Below are 18,055 nucleotides of genomic sequence, written 5' to 3'. Positions count from 1 at the left end.
TTTTCGACGTATAGGCCTACAGGATGTGGGTTCGTCTAGTGCTTTGATAAAGATAAAGGAAACACGTCGATATGCGCTGGAGCTATGCATAAAAAGGCTATTTCATTTATGAAATAGCCTCTCCAACATTATTATTTAGACATTTCTTCTGCTTCTCTAATTACGTATGGTACGTGATGGCGATATGCTCTAAAACCAACCCAAGTACTAAAACCACCCATTAAAATAAATACAACGGCAATGATATACGTGAGTGTCGTATCATATAGGAATAGCTGGTTTACACCAAATAATAAAACAAAAAGTCCTAGTGCCACACTAGATTTACCGTTGAGCATTTTTTTCTCCATTGGTCTTCTACTGCGTACATATTTTATTTTGTAAAAGATATAAAAAGAAAATGATAATATAATAAAGAAAACCAAAAATGGCATTGAATAAATGGCCTCCATTTCATCTATGTCATGATTCTTTTATTGTAACGATAAAAAAGCTAAAATTCTACTTAAGAGAAATGAATATTGAATGACAAATGAAGATTGAAGAAAAGAGGCACAATATGAAACAACAAATTTTAGAAGCAATTCAACGGTTCGATACAATCATTATTCACAGGCATGTTAGGCCAGACCCTGATGCTTATGGTTCTCAAGGTGGACTTGCAGAAATATTAAAAGCTTCTTTTCCAAATAAAAAGATATGTGTGGTTGGTAAACGTGATGAATCTCTTGATTATTTGTTTGTACCTGATAAGATAGCGAATCAACAATATGAAGGGGCTTTAGTGATTGTTTGTGACACGGCAAATCAGGAACGAATTTGTGATGATCGCTATACATTGGGAGATATGTTAATAAAAATTGACCATCACCCAAATGAAGATCGATATGGCGATTTATTATGGGTCGATACTTCTGCATCATCTACGAGCGAAATGATATACGAATTTTATCTTTATGGTAAGAACGATGGGCTAAAAATGACGGATGAAGCAGCAAGACTGATTTTCTCTGGAATCGTGGGGGATACGGGTCGGTTTATTTATCCAAGTACGACACAAAAGACTTTTGACTACGCAGGTGAATTAATTGGCTACCAGTTTGATCGAACTTCATTATTCAATGAAATGTACGAGATGGAGCCAAAACTAATCAGACTTCAGGGATATGTTTATGATCATTTTACAATGAATGAGAATGGCGCAGCTACGATTGTGCTAAACAAAGAAATACTTAATGATTATGATGTAACTGCGTCCGAAGCCTCGATTCTCGTAAGTTCACTAGGGAGCATAAAAGGAATTAAAGCATGGTGCTTTTTTATAGAGGAAGAAGCGGAAATACGGGTTCGGCTGCGCTCGAAAGGGCCAATCGTCAATACGATTGCGATGAAATACAATGGTGGAGGTCATCCACTTGCTGCTGGCGCTTCTGTAAATTCATGGGGCGAAGTAGAAAAAGTGAAGCGGGAAATTGAAGAAATATGTAAATAGGTGAAACTCTTAGTGCCTTGTTACTCTAACTAAAATGGCCGGTATATTATCCGGCCAATTTCAGTTCAACTGTAATGTTAATGGTAGTATAAAAGTACATTTCCTGCACGATGAATTTATATCTTTTCCCATTGATATTAATGATCTTGTTTTCAATAGTTTTTTTGACAATATCTTTATTTTTATGAACGGTACTTAAATCTTTTGCCAACAAGGATTTTAAATCTTCTCGAATCGCCTCCTCAACATTGAAAATACTTTGCCTATCTTTAATTTGATATTTTTCATATCCGACTAGTCTTATATCAATTTTTTGAATCGTAAGCATTTCTTCATTTTTCTTATTTAGTTCCCGATAATCTTCTTGCCATATTTTTATGTCGTCTTGCAACTGTTTTATTTTATTGGATTGTTCCTCTATTAAGTATCCATTTTTTTCTTGCATGACCCCAAACATATATAAAAATATTACCCAACTAATACAACCACCAACAGCAGCTCCTGCAAAGAAGCGCTGCCACGACGGTTTTCGGTATAGCGGTGGAATCCTCATGATATATATTCCTGCGTCAACCAACTAATGATAAGAGCTGCAGATTTAGCGCCACCCATGGCCGATAAAATTAATAAAAATTGCTTGAATATATCTTTTGTGCCTCCATCCAAGAACCCTCTTTCAAAGCTATAAACTGTGTCAAATGTTCCACCTATTGCAGCAATTATGGCCCAAATTCTAATTCTATCACCTATTTTGGTTATCTCTGTAAAAAGCGGTTCGCCCGTAATAAAAGCAGCTAGACCCCCAATTAAAGAACCTCCCAACATGACACCGAAAGCTGTAAAAAAGCAGTAAAAAAACGTCGGAAAGAAAGCCTCATTCATTACACCATCTCCAATTTCTTAAGATTACCGTTATTATTGAATATATGGGACAAAGGGTCATTGTATGAAAAAGAGAAATCGAACATATTTTCTTTTTTCACAAGCTGGTTCATAATAGAAGAAGGTTCAAGAATGTCATGTTTTTTTTCTAAAGGTTCTTTTAACCTTATATGTTGATTTCCGCTCCAGGCGCTCGCTGGGGGTTGCACCGAAAAGCGGAGACGACTGTTTAGTGGCGTATGAGTTTTCTAGGTCACAGACTGAGATAAAGGAATTACGAAGAGGGACGAGTCGATGATGACTTATCGTAGGTAAGTGGCTGGAGATTCAGTAGCAACTAGGAGCCGAAGCTAGAGAAGTTTCCGAGCAGACTCGGCGCTTGACGCGCCTGCGGGGCCACGCGCTTACGTTTTCCCTCCAGAAGTCTTGTGCCTTCCACTGCAATCAACGTGTGTTAACAAAAGACGTTAATAATTACTTTTTAATAAAAAATCGGGAAAGGGTGTGGACAATGATTTTTTCCCATTTACAAATATCAACTTCATATAGCTTGTTGTCTAGTACGATTTCTATTTCATCCCTTATAGAAAAGGCGAAGGAATTTAACTATTCTGCATTAGCTATTACAGATCACAATGCATTATACGGAGTCTTACCCTTTTATAATGCATGTGTAAAAGCGAATGTAAAGCCAATTATCGGATTGACTGCAGAAGTATTATTAGCGGAAAAGGATGAAACTCATTCAATTGTATTGTTAGCGAAAAATAATATAGGCTATCAAAACTTAGTTAAAATATCAAGCTATATAAAAACATGCCGTGAAGGGCATATTCCTTGGGATGAACTCTTAGCTTTGACGAGTGGAATAATTGGTTTAGTCTCAGCTCGTGATGGGAAAATTGGAAAGCTAATATCCGAAGGACATATGAACGAAGCAGCAGCTTTAGTTAAGTCGTTTAAAGATTCATTTGAAGGCGAATCCCTGTATATAAGCATGCAAAACTTTGGAACACATTTTGATCAATCCATGAATGCATCAATCCGTTCATTAGCAAATCATTTAGATATTCCTATCGTAGCAACGAATAATGTTCGCTTTTTAGAAAAAAAAGATTCATTTGCTTACACATGTTTAAAAGCTATTCGTGACGGTGAAAAACTGTCCAATTTTGATGAGCTAACAGGAGAAGAAAGTGAATATTACTTTAAGAGTCAGCAAGAAATGGCTGAATTATTCTCTGATATGCCGGAGGCTTTAGAAAACACATTAAAAATTGTAGACGACTGTAATGTGATGATTAAAACTCATCAAGAGCTTTTGCCGAAGTATCCTATCCCAGATGGCGAAACTGCAGAAGAACTTCTAAAAAGCTTATGTTTTGCAGGGTTGAAAGATAGAGTAGCCCGTTCGGACAAACGTTATATCGATAGACTGAATTATGAATTACAAATTATTGGAAAAATGGGCTTTGATGATTATTTCTTAATTGTTTGGGATTTTATGAAGTTTTCAAGGGAACAAGCCATTTTAACAGGACCAGGACGTGGTTCTGCTGCGGGATCATTAGTCTCATATGTACTTGGCATAACAGATGTTGATCCAATTGAACATGGTTTGTTATTTGAAAGGTTTCTTAATCCTGAGCGAGTTAGTATGCCAGATATCGATATTGATTTTCCCGATCATAGACGGGATGAAGTAATTGAATATGTAATGAATAAATATGGAAAATTGCACGTAGCGCAAATCCTAACATTTGGAACGTTCGCTACAAGAGCAGCCATTCGGGATACAGCAAGAGTTTTTGGAATGAATACGAAAGAATTGGATCAGCTATCTAGACTGATTCCTTCAAGATTTGGATCGAACCTTGCACAAGCATATAAAGAGTCGGATGGCCTAAAGGCATTCGTAAATGAGTCAGATTTGAATCGAAAACTTTACGAAACAGCTTTGAAAATAGAAGGTCTTCCCCGCCATACTTCTACTCATGCCGCGGGAGTGATCATTTCAGAAAAACCACTAACTGACATCATTCCGATTCAAGGTGACGAATCAAGTACGTTTTTGACTCAGTTCCCGATGGAGGATTTAGAGGAAATCGGTCTATTAAAAATGGATTTTTTAGGCCTTCGCAATTTGTCCTTGCTTGAAAGAATTGTCAAAAGTATTGAAATCAGGATAGGGAAAAAAATTAACCCGAAAGAAATTCCTTTCTACGATGAAAAAACATTCGCCATGCTTAGAAAAGGGGATACAACTGGAATATTTCAATTAGAATCGGAAGGAATGCGAAAAGTTCTTCGTGAATTAGGTCCAACAGAGTTTGAAGATATTGTTGCGGTCAATGCATTATATCGCCCAGGTCCAATGGAAAATATTCCTGAATATATTGCTCGCAAACATGGAAAAAAAGAAGTACATTTTCTCCATTCTGATTTAAAACATATTTTAGAGCTAACTTATGGAGTGATCGTTTATCAAGAGCAAATTATGCAAATAGCTTCTGTCATGGCAGGATTTACTCTTGGTGAAGCTGATTTATTGCGGAGAGCGGTAAGCAAAAAAAAGAAAGAAGTATTGGACCAGGAACGTAAGCATTTTGTGTCTGGGGCATTAAAAAAAGGCTATAGTGAAAAAATCGCAAACGAGACTTACGATTTGATTGTTCGTTTTGCCAATTACGGATTTAACAGAAGCCATGCAGTTGCATATAGTATCATTTCATGGCAGCTTAGTTTTTTAAAAGCAAATTATCCAGAAGATTTTATGGCAGCATTACTCACTTCTGTTGTTGGAAATGAAGACAAAATTGCCGAATACATTTCTGAAGTAAGGCATATGGGGATTAAAGTGCTGCCTCCATCCGTTAACCAAAGTCACTATCCATTTATTGCTGAAAAAAATGGAATTCGTTTTAGTCTTGCAGCTATTAAAGGGATCGGTGCTACTACACTAAAAGAAATTATTAAAGCCCGCAGCGTAAAGCCATATAAGGACCTTTTTGATTTTTGTTTAAGGGTGCCACAAAGAGCTGTTAATAGAAAAATAATGGAAGGACTTATTTCTTCAGGGGCATTTGATGAATTTGGCTATGATCGAGCAGTGTTATTAGCCACTTTAGATGTTGCCATGGAACATGCTGAGTTGATGCGACCGGCTGAAGAAAGCCCGGATTTATTTGAAAACGATGAGATGTTTCGGATTCAGCCAAAATATATTGATGTTGAGCCAATTAGTTCGACAGATAAATTATTGCTAGAAAAGCTTGCCCTCGGTTTATATATTTCTGACCACCCTGTTTCAATGTACGCGGATCGATTCCAATATGCTAGTGCGATCCCTCTCATCGATTTACAACCAAATCAAAGGCGCGTTTCTGTAGGAGTTTATTTAACTAGCGTTAAATCAATTAGAACAAAAAAAGGAGATTTGATGGCATTTATTAAGATGAGCGATCCGACAGGCGATATGGAGGGAGTCGTTTTTCCGGAAACATATAAACGGTTCAACTTAATTTGCAAAGAAGGAGAAATTGTTCTCGTTTCGGGGAATATTGAAAGTAGAGATGGAGAACTTCAATTCATCGTACAACATATACAACTTGCAAAAGAGCTAGATAATCCAGCGGTGTTATATGTAAAAATTCGAACCGAATTACATAAGAAGGAAACTCTCCATTCTTTACATGAAATCATTCGGAATCATAAAGGGAATACTGCGATCGTACTCCATTATGAATCAACAAAACAAACCATGAAATTATCATCGAAAGATTGGATTAATCCATCAATTGAAACGCTGAGTGAAATAAGGTCACTACTTGGTAAGGATTGCGTAATATTAAAATAGTTTTTTCAAACAGACTAAAATATGTTATATTGTTTTAGAAGCTTTTTGTGGTCAGACCACTTTTTACTTAAGATTTATAACGGCTGTTTTGGTATAAGGCACTTTCAGTGGATTCAGTAATAGAAGGAGTGAAACTCTTTGACTTTGCGTGAAGAAGCACTGCATATGCACAAGATACACATAGGAAAACTGGAATCAAAATCAAAAGTTGAAGTGAAAAACGCTAAAGATTTAAGTCTTGCGTATTCACCTGGTGTAGCAGAGCCTTGTAAAGAAATTTATGAAAAACCAGAGACAGTTTACGATTATACAATGAAAGGTAATATGGTAGCAGTTGTTTCTGACGGTACTGCCGTTTTAGGGCTTGGAAATATAGGACCTGAAGCAGCCTTGCCTGTAATGGAAGGAAAAGCAGTTCTCTTCAAAAGCTTTGCCGGTGTTGACGCTTTTCCCATTTGTTTGAATACAAATAATATCGAAGAAATCATTCAGACTGTTAAATTTCTAGAGCCGAATTTCGGGGGAGTAAATCTGGAAGATATCGCCGCTCCGAATTGTTTCGTTATTGAGGAAAGATTAAAGAAAGAAACTAATATTCCTATATTTCATGATGATCAGCATGGTACTGCGATTGTAACTGTCGCCGGGTTGGTGAACGCGCTCAAATTAACAGAGCGAAGAATGTCCAGTATAAGGGTCGTGGCGAATGGTGCTGGAGCTGCAGGTATTGCTATTATTAAACTTTTATATAGTTATGGCGTTCGAGATATAATCATGTGTGATACAAAGGGTGCGATATACGAAGGGCGTCCTGAAGGCATGAATGATGTAAAAGCAGCTGTTGCTAAATATACGAATCGAGATAAACTAAGTGGAAGCCTAAAAGATGTTATTAAAGGTGCAGATGTTTTTATCGGTGTATCCGTTGCAGGAGCTTTAACGAAAGATATGATTCAATCCATGAACCCCGAGCCGATTATTTTTGCAATGGCGAACCCAGTACCGGAAATAATGCCAGAAGATGCTATGGAAGCGGGAGCAAAAGTAATCGGAACAGGACGTTCAGATTTCCCGAATCAAGTAAATAACGTCCTAGCATTCCCTGGGATTTTTAGAGGCGCACTCGATGTTAGAGCCACTCATATTAATGAAAAAATGAAACAGGCAGCCGTTTCAGCCATTGCGGACCTGATTTCTGAGGAAGAACTGTCTCCTCATTATGTTATTCCAGGTCCATTTGATCCTAGAGTCGCTCCTCAAGTTGCAGCAGCAGTCGCGAAAGCTGCGATGGAAACAGGAGTTGCTCGGATAAAAGTAGATCCGGAAGAGGTTAGGGAAAGGACGATGCGGCTCGCAGTGATAGGAAAAGGCGAGTGAAAGAAGTGAGCCAATCAAAAGTTTATCTTAGTATCGTAAAAGATATTCGGCAAATGATATCAGATGATGGTTTAAAGCAGGGTGACAAGATTCCATCTGAACGTGAATTAACAGAGCGACTTAAAGTGGGTCGCTCCTCAGTCCGTGAAGCTCTCAGGTCACTTGAACTTTTAGGATTGATTGAGACACGTAGAGGAGAAGGGACCTTTTTAGCAGATTTTAAAAACAATCAGCTGATTAAATTGCTTGGTATGTTTATTTTAGAAGATCCAAATGTTAAAAACGATATAACGAAAACGAGAGAAATTCTTGAAAAAGATATCATCAGAAATATTTGCTCATTAACAGATAAAGAGCAGCTTCTTACCCTTCGAAAGAATGCATATAAAGAATGTTCAAACCTTTTTGATAAGATTATGGGGCTAGAGAGTAATCGCCTCCTATTTAGGATTTGGGAAGTATTAAAAAGTTACTCCGCAGAAATAATGGACAACCAAGGCCAACATATGTCAAATGGTGCTATACCTTTTTTAGACGCACTCATAGAAGGAAATTTTGATAAAGCTATAGCTATTTATGAGAGAAAGGACACTAGTCAATTTCTCATTTAGAAGATTAAAATACTAACTAGTTAATAAAAGTCGTTTTAGGGGGACTCAGATTGTTAAAGGACCTTTTTTCTAAACCTAAAAAGAAAAAATATGCTGCCATTCCTTCGGAAGCATCAAAACAAGATGTTCCAGAAGGAATTATGACTAAATGTCCAGAATGTAGAAAAATCATGTATACAAAGGATTTGCAAAAAAACTTAAAGGTGTGTCTGCATTGTGACCATCATATGAGAATGACTGCATATGAGCGAGTGGAAAGTCTGATTGATGAAGGATCATTCGTTGCATTTGAAGAGAAAATTGCATCTGCAAATCCACTCGAATTCCCAGGATATTTAGAAAAGCTTGAAAAAGATAAGAAAAATACGAATTTGGATGAGGCCATATTAACAGGAACTGGTTCCATTAATGGCTTCAACGTTGTTATTGCGATTATGGATTCACATTTTAGAATGGGAAGCATGGGCTCAGTTGTAGGTGAAAAAATAGCAAGGGCAATTGAGGAAGCCGCTAAGCTCGACGTGCCTTTTTTAATTTTTACAGCATCGGGTGGAGCAAGGATGCAAGAAGGCGTTTTATCGCTAATGCAAATGGCTAAAACTAGCGCAGCGTTAAAAATGTTTAGCGATAAGGGTGGGTTAATCATTTCATTTATGACACATCCTACCACTGGTGGAGTTTCAGCAAGCTTTGCTTCATTGGGAGATTTTAATTTTGCTGAACCGGGAGCATTAATTGGATTTGCTGGCCGTCGAGTCATTGAGCAAACAATAAGAGAAGAGCTTCCTGACGATTTTCAAACAGCTGAGTTTCTTCTTGATCATGGTCAGCTTGATGCCGTTATCCACCGCCAAGATATTAAAGAAAAACTAACAACTGTACTAGAAATCCATCAGCAAGAAGGTGAGCTCATATGGTAAGTGGATTGGAATTTGAAAAACCTGTACTTGAACTGCGAAATAAAATTGCGGAACTCAGGGAGTTCACTAAAAACTCCGAAGTGGATTTGTCTGAGGAAATAGATAAACTAGAAGCACGTTTAGAAAAACTTGAAAAAGATATATATGATAATATGGCTCCATGGGATCGTGTACAAGTTGCAAGACATGCTAATAGACCAACAACACTGGACTATGTAGATTTACTTTTTACAGATTTTCTTGAACTTCATGGAGATAGAGTGTTCGGTGATGATACTGCCCTAGTTGGTGGAATCGCAAAGTATAAAGGTATTCCAGTGACTATTGTTGGTCACCAACGTGGAAGGGATACGAAAGAAAATATCCGCCGTAATTTCGGAATGCCTCATCCAGAAGGATATAGGAAGGCGTTGCGTCTCATGAAGCAAGCGGAGAAATTTAACCGTCCAATTATATGCTTCATTGATACGAAAGGTGCTTATCCTGGAAAAGCTGCTGAAGAACGAGGACAAAGTGAAGCGATAGCAAGAAATCTGTTTGAAATGGCCGGGCTTAAGGTTCCGATAGTTTGTATTGTAACTGGAGAAGGTGGCAGTGGTGGTGCCCTTGCCTTAGGGGTTGGCGATCGTATTTTCATGCTTGAGAATTCTACTTATTCCGTCATTACTCCAGAGGGAGCAGCATCTATTTTATGGAAGGATGCTTCTCAAGCTAAAAAGGCTGCGGAAGCGATGAGAATTACAGCGCCTGATTTAAAAGAACTAGGAATTATTGATGAAATCATTCCAGAAATAAAAGGTGGGGCCCATAAAGATGTTGAAGGCCAAGCGCAGGCAATTGATAAAGTTTTATTAAAAGCTCTTCAACAGCTTCAATCGGTCCCGGTCGAAAAGCTTATTGAAGACCGATATCAAAAATATAAACGTATGGGTAAATATACAGAAATAAATCGATATGAAAATATTCACTCTTAAGGTATTGCCTATTGCGCAATGCCTTCTTTAATGCTTATATAGCGATTCTATGAAAAATTTGAGAAACTGTCGATAAAATGGTATTTTTAAATTAATTAAAATATATTTTTACATATTATAAAAACTAAGTATATTTAGTTAATATGAACATCGAGGTGGAAAAATTGAAGAGAATAGGTGTTTTAACAAGTGGTGGAGATGCACCGGGTATGAACGCTGCCATTAGAGCCGTAGTAAGAAAGTCTATTTATAATGGACTTGAGGCATATGGTATTTATCAAGGATACAGCGGTTTAATCAATGGAAATATTAAACAGCTTGAACTTGGATCTGTAGGGGATATTATTCATCGTGGCGGTACGATGCTTCGCTCAGCGCGTTGTGATGAATTTAAAACTAAAGAAGGTCAGCAAAAAGGAATAGAACAACTGAAAAAATTTGGAATTGATGCTTTGGTTGTCATTGGTGGAGATGGTTCATTTATGGGCGCAAAAGCATTGACAGAGCAAGGATTTCCATGCATCGGTGTTCCAGCTACAATTGACAATGATATTTCTGGAACTCAATTTACGATTGGGTTTGATACAGCATTGAACACAGTTCTAGATTCCATTGATAGAATTCGTGACACAGCAACTTCTCACGAGCGGACTTTTATTATTGAAGTAATGGGACGGGATGCAGGTGATATAGCACTATGGGCAGGACTTGCAGGTGGTGCCGAAACGATTCTTGTTCCAGAAGAGAAATACGATATGGACAATATTGTTGAGCGCCTGCAAAGTGGACAAAAACGTGGTAAAAAGCATAGTATTATCATTGTTGCTGAAGGTGTAATGAGTGCTACTGATTTTGCTAAGGAACTAAAAAATTCAATCGATATTGAAACGAGAGTATCTGTATTAGGACATATTCAGAGAGGAGGCACTCCAACTGGTTTTGACCGCGTTTTGGCGAGTCGTCTTGGAGCAAGGGCGGTTGAATTGCTCATGGATGGAAAAGGCGGAAGAACAGTTGGAATTGAAAAAGATAAAATCATTGATAATGATATAATAAGTGTGATTGGACAGCCAAGAACATTCTCAGCAGACATGTACGATTTGTCACAAATTTTATCTATTTAACATCCAGCGTTAGGGAATTACCATTAGATAATAGATTTAGGGGAAACTTTCTTATAGATAACGACGGCGGATGTTATCTTACAGATATAATAGAAAAATAAATCGATACCGCCAAATAGTCATTGATGTGATCAACTCTTACATATGTAGCAAGCGTCTGAGATCTTAGGAGGAAATAAACATGAAGAAGACAAAAATAGTTTGTACGATAGGACCGGCAAGTGAAAATCCAGAAACACTTCTTAATTTAATTAATGCAGGAATGAATGTAGCCCGTTTAAATTTTTCACATGGTGATCATCAAGAACATTTAAATAGAATCATTAATATTCGAGAAGCTGCAAAAAAAACCGGAAAAAATATTGGAATTTTATTAGATACAAAAGGTCCTGAAATTAGAACACACGACATGAAAGATGGATCCATTGAACTTAAAGAAGGTACGAGCGTCATCGTTGCCATGGAAGAAGTAGAGGGAACGGAAGAAAAATTCTCAATTTCTTATCCAGGATTAATCAATGATGTTCATAAAGGTTCAAAAATCCTATTGGATGACGGCTTAATTGGTCTTGAAGTGGTAGAAATTAAGAGAGAATCAAGTGAAATTGTAACGAAAGTATTAAATAGCGGTATTTTGAAAAATAAAAAGGGTGTAAATGTTCCTGGTGTATCTGTCAATCTTCCGGGAATGACGGAGAAAGATGCGAAAGATATTTTATTTGGAATTGAGCAAGGTGTTGATTTCATCGCAGCTTCGTTCGTAAGAAGGGCAACGGATGTTTTAGAAATTAGACAACTTCTCGAAGAAAATGGCGGTTCCTATATCAATATTATTCCTAAGATTGAAAATCAGGAAGGCGTAGACAATATCGATGAGATTTTAGCCGTTTCTGACGGATTAATGGTAGCACGTGGAGATTTAGGTGTAGAAATTCCTACAGAGGCAGTTCCTCTAGTTCAAAAGCAATTGATCCGAAAATGTAATGAAGTAGGAAAGCCAGTTATCACAGCTACACAAATGCTTGACTCTATGCAACGCAACCCTAGACCTACTAGAGCCGAAGCAAGTGACGTTGCAAATGCTATTTTTGATGGAACTGATGCAGTCATGCTTTCTGGCGAAACAGCTGCTGGTTCTTACCCTGTGGAAGCTGTTCAAACGATGCATAATATTGCAGTTTCTACTGAAAAAGCACTCAATTATCAAGAAATTTTGACTTATTTAAGAAAAAACAGCGAGCCAAATATGACAGATGCGATTTGTCAATCTGTTGCACATACTGCAATTAATTTAGAAGTTAGTGCGATTGTAGCGCCGACTGAAAGCGGCCATACAGCTCGTATGATTTCAAAATATCGCCCTAAAGCTCCAATTATCGCCGTTACATATAATGAGGCGATCGTACGTAGGCTTTCCTTAAAATGGGGTGTATACCCTCAAATGGGGCAAAAAGTTTCAACTACGGATGAAATGCTTGAGCGCGCAGTAGAGGAAAGCTTAAATACAGGCTTAGTCCAACATGGAGATCTTATCATTATTACAGGTGGCGTTCCGGTAGGCGAAAAAGGGACAACTAATTTAATGAAGGTCCATGTTGTCGGTGATGTTTTGGCGAAAGGACAAGGCATTGGAAGAAAATCAGCATTCGGTAAGGCTGTAATTGTGAAGGATGCGATGGAAGCAAAAGAAAAGATCGTTCCAGGTTCTGTCATGGTTGCAATCGGAACGGATAGAGAAATGGTATCTCTTTTAGAAAATTGTTCTGCTTTAATCACAGAAGAAGGTGGATTAACAAGTCATGCAGCAGTAGTAGGTATAAACTTGGGAATTCCTGTGATCGTTGGTGTTGAAGATGCAACCAAGATCATTAAAGATGGTCAAGACATCACAGTCGATGCTACACGTGGAATTATATACAACGGACATGCAAGTGTACTTTAAAAATTCGCTTTGTAAATGCTCATTGTTTATTTCACGCTAAGTTAATGGTAGTGGAAAACAACATACCAGTTTAACAAAGCCTAAAAATGTAAAAATGCCGGACTCAGACTCAGTCCGGCATTTTTATTTTTCTTGCAAGAAAATGTTATAATGTAAAAAAATCGACGAGAGAAGTGAAACAAATTGAGATTCATTATTTTACTTTTCATTGTTATTCCAGCAATAGAAATTGGTTTGTTTATTCTTTCTGGAAAAACGATTGGTGTACTTCCAACAGTAGGGTTAATTATCCTTACGGGGATCGTGGGAGCCTATTTTGCCAAAAAGCAAGGATTAGAAGCTTTAAGAAGAGTACAAAACGAATTGCGCTCTGGAATTCCCCCGGGAAATGCTATGCTAGATGGGGTCTGTATTCTAGCAGGTGGTTTACTATTGTTAACACCTGGATTCTTAACTGACATCATGGGATTGTTACTTCTACTTCCCGTTTCAAGATATGCCATGAGACCATTTTTATTAAAATTGATAAAGAAATGGATTAGTCGAAAACAAATTTATATTTATAGATAAGAGTTTACTATGGTGGCTCTCAGTTTGTAGACTACGTTCAAACAAGTTAAAACGCTTGTCTTTCGAGGTGCAAGCCTTCTGTGTAGCGGAGTTGCCATACATGGCATGAACACCACAAGAAGGTGAGCAATGAAGAAAGCAAGCGTTTTTTTACAGTCTGAAATTCTACAATATAGTCTCTTTTACTTTATGATTGGTGGTGTTCCATTAATATAATTCCAAACATCTTTGAAGACATTTGCTCTATGAAGGGTAGTGATTAAAACGAGTGTTACAGGACCTAGGATAAGACCTAAAAATCCAATAAGCTTAAAACCAACAAATAAGGCAACAAGGGTTGCTAAAGGATTCAAACCAATATTTGAAGATAGGATTTTAGGTTCCATTACTTGTCGTTGAACGACGACGACCGTGTACAGAATACCGAGACCTAGTGCCAGCCCATAATTCCCAGTTAAAATCTCGTAAATAATCCATGGGATAAAAACAGTTCCCGTACCTAAATAAGGAAGTAAATCCACGATCCCTGTAATAAGTGCAATCGTGATGGCATAATTCACACGTAATATTAGAAGTCCAATTAATACGATTACAAGCGTAATCGAAATTAGCGTCAATTGGGCTTTAATAAATCCAACAAGTGCTTTTTTTAAATCTGCAAAAACAGTTTTTCCACTCGATTTTGCCTTCTCGGGAATAAAGCGACTAAACCAAATTGTAAGTTTTTCCCAATCTTTGCTTATGAAAAATGTTGCAAGTAAAGAAAAGACAAGCACAGTCGCGGCATTCGGAATCCATGACACGAGTGCAGGAAGCTTTAAAAAGAAATTTTGCAAAAAAACTGTCGCGCTTTCCGTTATTTTGTTGCCAGTGTTTTTTATACTTTCCATTATGGTTTCTTGCTGGCCACTATCAAGCCCCTTAAACATACTTGCGATTTTGTTATAAAATGGAATGACTTGTCCAGCAAAAAGATCTTCAAAGTAATTGATTAATGTTTTCACATGTTCTGGTACAACGTTGGAGAAATAAGTTGCTCCCGACACAATTTCCGCAATCAGTAGCGTGATTAGGCCGGTAAATATCGCGATTAACAGAAGTAATGAAGTTAGAACAGCTAAGACTCTAGGAAACTTCCAGCTTTTTTCTAAGAAGTGAACAGCAGGATTGATGATCATAGCAATCACGATTGCTATGATGAAGGGATATGTTACTTTTGAAATATAATAAAGTAACATTAGGGAAATAACTACGACTCCTACCACAAGTAAAAATCGAATTATTTTATCAATATTCTCACGCTTCACATAGCCACCTCACTTTGTAATCACTTTAATATTTTCCATTATTATATCATTTTTTTAATCCCGTTGGCTTCGTTAAACTATGTTGATTTCTTTTCAAACAACATAGGGAATTTCAACTATGATTTTAATTAAGTTATCCAAATAAATAAATGCTCATAAGCGTTTTCATTTCCAAAGACAAAAGATTTGGTTATAATGTCTAAGGAAGAAGAATACATGGAATGAATTTATAGACAAGATAAATGAATTGTCTATAATAGAATATGTATGCATCCACACTATCTTTTTATCAAGATTTTAACAGCATATATTTACAATGCTAAATTTTATTTATGTTAGAAAAGAAAGATAAAGGAGAGATTTTTTTTATGACAGCAACAAGTGGTTTAGAAGGAATAGTTGCAACTACGTCCTCTATAAGTTCAATCATAGACGACACTCTTACATATGTTGGTTATAATATCGATGACTTAGCCGAAAAAGCCAGCTTTGAAGAAATCATTTACTTACTATGGCACTTGGAATTGCCAAATAGTGAACAGCTACAAGAGCTTAAACAACAATTAGCGGATAATATGGACCTTCCTCAAGAAATAATTGATAGCTTTAAAACATATCCAATCGATAAGGTTCATCCAATGGCTGCCCTGCGTACAGCAGTTTCTGCTCTTGGCCTTTACGATGAAGAAGCAGATGTGATGGATAAAGAAGCAAATTATAGAAAAGCTATTCGTCTACAAGCAAAAATGCCTACTATCGTAGCAGCTTTTGCTCGAGTTAGAAAAGGGCTAACTCCAATTGCTCCGCGTAAGGACCTCAGTTTTGCAGAAAACTTCCTTTACATGCTAAAAGGGAAAGAGCCTGAACAAATTGAAGTCGAGGCTTTTAATAAAGCGTTGGTTCTTCATGCAGACCATGAGCTAAATGCTTCTACTTTTACTGCGCGTGTTTGTGTAGCTACTCTTTCCGATGTTTACTCAGGAATTACTGCTGCTATCGGAGCATTAAAAGGACCACTACACGGTGGAGCTAATGAACAAGTTATGAAAATGTTGTCTGAAATTGGCAGCCCAGAAAATGCTGAAAAATATGTTTTGGACAAGCTAAGTAATAAAGAAAAAATTATGGGCTTCGGACATCGCGTTTACCGTAAAGGTGATCCTCGTGCTAAACATTTACAAGAAATGTCGAAGAAACTTACAGAAGTTACAGGCGAGCCTCAGTGGTATGAAATTTCTGCAAAAGTCCATGAAGTATTTACTTCTCAAAAGCCATTGCCACCAAATGTAGATTTCTATTCAGCTTCTGTTTATCATAGCTTAGGAATTGATCATGATTTATTTACACCAATCTTTGCTGTATCGCGTGTATCAGGTTGGCTTGCGCATATTCTTGAACAATATGAGAATAACCGCTTGATCCGTCCACGTGCCGAATATACAGGCCCAGGATTAAGAAACTATGTACCAGTCGATGAGAGAAATTGACTTATATAGAAAATAGTCAGTTTTTCTGATAATATTAGTAGTTGAGATTGTAACAGGAGGGAAAATTTATGTCACAAGGTGAAAAAATTACTGTAGAAAATGGTGTTTTACATACACCTAATAACCCAATCATCCCTTTTATTGAAGGAGACGGGATCGGTCCTGACATTTGGGCTGCAGCTCAAAGAGTAATGGATGCAGCAGTTGAAAAAGCTTATGCAGGCGAAAAGAAAATCGAATGGAAAGAAGTGTATGCAGGAGAAAAAGCATTCAATAAATTTGGCGAATGGCTTCCTGAAGAAACACTTGATACAATTCGTGAATACTTTATTGCGATTAAAGGACCACTTACAACACCTATCGGCGGTGGAATCCGTTCATTAAACGTTGCTCTACGTCAAGAGCTTGATTTATTTGTATGCTTACGTCCGGTTCGCTATTTCCAAGGTGTTCCTTCACCAATTAAGCGTCCTGAAGATACAGACATGGTTATTTTCCGTGAAAATACAGAAGATATCTATGCAGGTATTGAGTATAAAGAAGGCTCTGACGAAGTTAAAAAAGTAATTAAATTCCTTCAAGAAGAAATGGGAGTTAACAAAATTCGTTTCCCTGAAACTTCTGGAATTGGAATCAAACCTGTATCTGCTGAAGGTACTAAACGTCTAGTTCGTGCGGCAATCAATTATGCCATTAAAGAAGGACGCAAATCCGTAACACTTGTTCATAAAGGTAACATCATGAAATTTACGGAAGGTGCGTTTAAAAATTGGGGATATGAGCTTGCCGAAGAAGAATTCGGTGACAAAGTATTCACTTGGGATCAATATGACAGAATTAAAGCGGAGCAAGGAACTGATGCAGCAAATAAAGCTCAGTCCGATGCAGAAGCTGCTGGAAAAATTATCATTAAAGACTCCATCGCTGATATTTTCCTACAACAAATTTTAACTCGTCCGAAAGAGTTTGATGTAGTGGCTACAATGAACTTGAACGGAGACTATATTTCCGATGCACTTGCTGCTCAAGTAGGTGGAATTGGAATTGCACCTGGTGCAAACATCAACTATGAAACAGGTCACGCGATTTTTGAAGCAACTCATGGTACAGCTCCAAAATACGCAGGACTTGATAAAGTAAATCCATCTTCAGTCCTTCTTTCAGGTGTCCTCATGCTTGAGCATCTTGGATGGAATGAAGCAGCTGACTTAATCATTAAATCAGTTGAAAAAACTATCGAATCAAAAGTTGTTACTTACGACTTTGCACGCCTCATGGAAGGTGCAACAGAAGTTAAAACTTCTGAGTTCGCAACAGCATTGATCGAAAATATGGCTTAATTTGCGTAAGTGCCTTCCATCGACATTAGGATCTCTTTGACTGAGGTGAAAAAACAGAGTGAGCTGAAAGGCAATCAATGTTAACTTATCATAGTAAAATGGTCTAAAGATCTCTAATCGATAGGGCCTGCGTCATATAATATGCAATATACACGAGCGCAAACCGCCAAAGC

The 18,055-nt window shown here is 37.4% G+C and carries 15 protein-coding genes; 11 read left to right on the top strand and 4 right to left on the bottom strand.

The features are described 5' to 3' along the window. Positions 1 to 131: 131 nt before the first annotated feature. Positions 132 to 434: a YtpI family protein gene (locus KHA93_RS09870; RefSeq protein WP_213110591.1), complete on the bottom strand. Its 303-nt coding sequence runs from the start codon at positions 432 to 434 to the stop codon at positions 132 to 134. 125 nt (positions 435 to 559) lie between these two features. Here KHA93_RS09870 and KHA93_RS09865 point away from each other — a divergent pair, with 125 nt between their 5' ends. Next, the gene (locus KHA93_RS09865; protein WP_213110590.1) at positions 560 to 1,492 is read left to right on the top strand and encodes a DHH family phosphoesterase; all 933 of its coding nucleotides are present in this window, start codon (positions 560 to 562) and stop codon (positions 1,490 to 1,492) included. Positions 1,493 to 1,538: 46 nt separating this feature from the next. On the opposite strand, the gene ytrI is transcribed toward KHA93_RS09865, so the two are convergent. Both ytrI and ytrH read right to left on the bottom strand, forming a co-directional pair. After that, positions 1,539 to 2,045 carry a sporulation membrane protein YtrI gene (ytrI, locus tag KHA93_RS09860; RefSeq protein WP_213110589.1) on the bottom strand — a complete coding sequence of 169 codons (507 nt, stop codon included), beginning with the start codon at positions 2,043 to 2,045 and terminating at the stop codon, positions 1,539 to 1,541. Continuing rightward, positions 2,042 to 2,374, bottom strand: a complete 333-nt coding sequence (gene ytrH / locus KHA93_RS09855; protein WP_213110588.1) for a sporulation membrane protein YtrH — start codon at positions 2,372 to 2,374, stop codon at positions 2,042 to 2,044. Before ytrH ends, ytrI begins: the two co-directional genes overlap by 4 nt. Before the next feature lie 511 nt (positions 2,375 to 2,885). Between ytrH and dnaE the strand changes: the two genes are divergently transcribed. From dnaE to KHA93_RS09815, 8 genes are all read left to right on the top strand, one after another. Further along, complete coding sequence (gene dnaE, locus KHA93_RS09850) at positions 2,886 to 6,230, top strand: DNA polymerase III subunit alpha (protein ID WP_213110587.1); 3,345 nt, start codon at positions 2,886 to 2,888, stop codon at positions 6,228 to 6,230. Positions 6,231 to 6,368: 138 nt separating this feature from the next. Continuing rightward, positions 6,369 to 7,607: an NADP-dependent malic enzyme gene (ystJ, locus tag KHA93_RS09845; protein ID WP_213110586.1), complete on the top strand. Its 1,239-nt coding sequence runs from the start codon at positions 6,369 to 6,371 to the stop codon at positions 7,605 to 7,607. Then, complete coding sequence (locus KHA93_RS09840; protein ID WP_349772276.1) at positions 7,604 to 8,218, top strand: FadR/GntR family transcriptional regulator; 615 nt, start codon at positions 7,604 to 7,606, stop codon at positions 8,216 to 8,218. The genes ystJ and KHA93_RS09840 overlap by 4 nt, the downstream gene beginning before the upstream one ends. A gap of 50 nt (positions 8,219 to 8,268) precedes the next feature. Next, complete coding sequence (gene accD / locus KHA93_RS09835; RefSeq protein WP_213110585.1) at positions 8,269 to 9,138, top strand: acetyl-CoA carboxylase, carboxyltransferase subunit beta; 870 nt, start codon at positions 8,269 to 8,271, stop codon at positions 9,136 to 9,138. Continuing rightward, entirely contained in the window at positions 9,132 to 10,112 is a 981-nt protein-coding gene (gene accA, locus KHA93_RS09830) for an acetyl-CoA carboxylase carboxyl transferase subunit alpha (protein WP_213110584.1), read from the top strand. The genes accD and accA overlap by 7 nt, the downstream gene beginning before the upstream one ends. 164 nt (positions 10,113 to 10,276) lie before the next feature. Beyond that, on the top strand, positions 10,277 to 11,236 hold the full coding sequence (gene pfkA, locus KHA93_RS09825; RefSeq protein ID WP_213110583.1) for a 6-phosphofructokinase: 960 nt from the start codon (positions 10,277 to 10,279) through the stop codon (positions 11,234 to 11,236). A 181-nt stretch (positions 11,237 to 11,417) separates the two neighbouring features. After that, on the top strand, positions 11,418 to 13,178 hold the full coding sequence (gene pyk / locus KHA93_RS09820; protein ID WP_213110582.1) for a pyruvate kinase: 1,761 nt from the start codon (positions 11,418 to 11,420) through the stop codon (positions 13,176 to 13,178). A 183-nt stretch (positions 13,179 to 13,361) separates the two neighbouring features. Next, positions 13,362 to 13,748: an FxsA family protein gene (locus tag KHA93_RS09815; RefSeq protein ID WP_213110581.1), complete on the top strand. Its 387-nt coding sequence runs from the start codon at positions 13,362 to 13,364 to the stop codon at positions 13,746 to 13,748. A 182-nt stretch (positions 13,749 to 13,930) separates the two neighbouring features. Here KHA93_RS09815 and ytvI read toward each other — a convergent pair whose 3' ends face one another. Next, complete coding sequence (gene ytvI / locus KHA93_RS09810) at positions 13,931 to 15,055, bottom strand: sporulation integral membrane protein YtvI (protein WP_213110580.1); 1,125 nt, start codon at positions 15,053 to 15,055, stop codon at positions 13,931 to 13,933. Between the two features lie 368 nt (positions 15,056 to 15,423). Here ytvI and citZ point away from each other — a divergent pair, with 368 nt between their 5' ends. Both citZ and icd read left to right on the top strand, forming a co-directional pair. Beyond that, complete coding sequence (gene citZ, locus KHA93_RS09805) at positions 15,424 to 16,542, top strand: citrate synthase (protein ID WP_213110579.1); 1,119 nt, start codon at positions 15,424 to 15,426, stop codon at positions 16,540 to 16,542. 68 nt (positions 16,543 to 16,610) lie between these two features. Beyond that, positions 16,611 to 17,882, top strand: a complete 1,272-nt coding sequence (gene icd, locus KHA93_RS09800) for an NADP-dependent isocitrate dehydrogenase (RefSeq protein WP_213110578.1) — start codon at positions 16,611 to 16,613, stop codon at positions 17,880 to 17,882. Positions 17,883 to 18,055: the final 173 nt, after the last annotated feature.

The organism is Lederbergia citrisecunda, assembly GCF_018343695.1.
Classification (GTDB): Bacteria; Bacillota; Bacilli; order Bacillales; family Bacillaceae_C; genus Lederbergia; species Lederbergia citrisecunda.
This window is presented reverse-complemented; position numbering and strand designations above follow the sequence as displayed.

What these genes read in the sequence shown, in the direction of transcription:
- KHA93_RS09870 (WP_213110591.1), bottom strand. Translation starts at nt 434, where the DNA reads ATGCCATTTTTGGTTTTCTTTATTATATTATCATTTTCTTTTTATATC.
- KHA93_RS09865 (WP_213110590.1), top strand. Translation starts at nt 560, where the DNA reads ATGAAACAACAAATTTTAGAAGCAATTCAACGGTTCGATACAATCATT.
- ytrI (WP_213110589.1), bottom strand. Translation starts at nt 2,045, where the DNA reads ATGAGGATTCCACCGCTATACCGAAAACCGTCGTGGCAGCGCTTCTTT.
- ytrH (WP_213110588.1), bottom strand. Translation starts at nt 2,374, where the DNA reads ATGAATGAGGCTTTCTTTCCGACGTTTTTTTACTGCTTTTTTACAGCT.
- dnaE (WP_213110587.1), top strand. Translation starts at nt 2,886, where the DNA reads ATGATTTTTTCCCATTTACAAATATCAACTTCATATAGCTTGTTGTCT.
- accA (WP_213110584.1), top strand. Translation starts at nt 9,132, where the DNA reads ATGGTAAGTGGATTGGAATTTGAAAAACCTGTACTTGAACTGCGAAAT.
- pyk (WP_213110582.1), top strand. Translation starts at nt 11,418, where the DNA reads ATGAAGAAGACAAAAATAGTTTGTACGATAGGACCGGCAAGTGAAAAT.
- citZ (WP_213110579.1), top strand. Translation starts at nt 15,424, where the DNA reads ATGACAGCAACAAGTGGTTTAGAAGGAATAGTTGCAACTACGTCCTCT.
- icd (WP_213110578.1), top strand. Translation starts at nt 16,611, where the DNA reads ATGTCACAAGGTGAAAAAATTACTGTAGAAAATGGTGTTTTACATACA.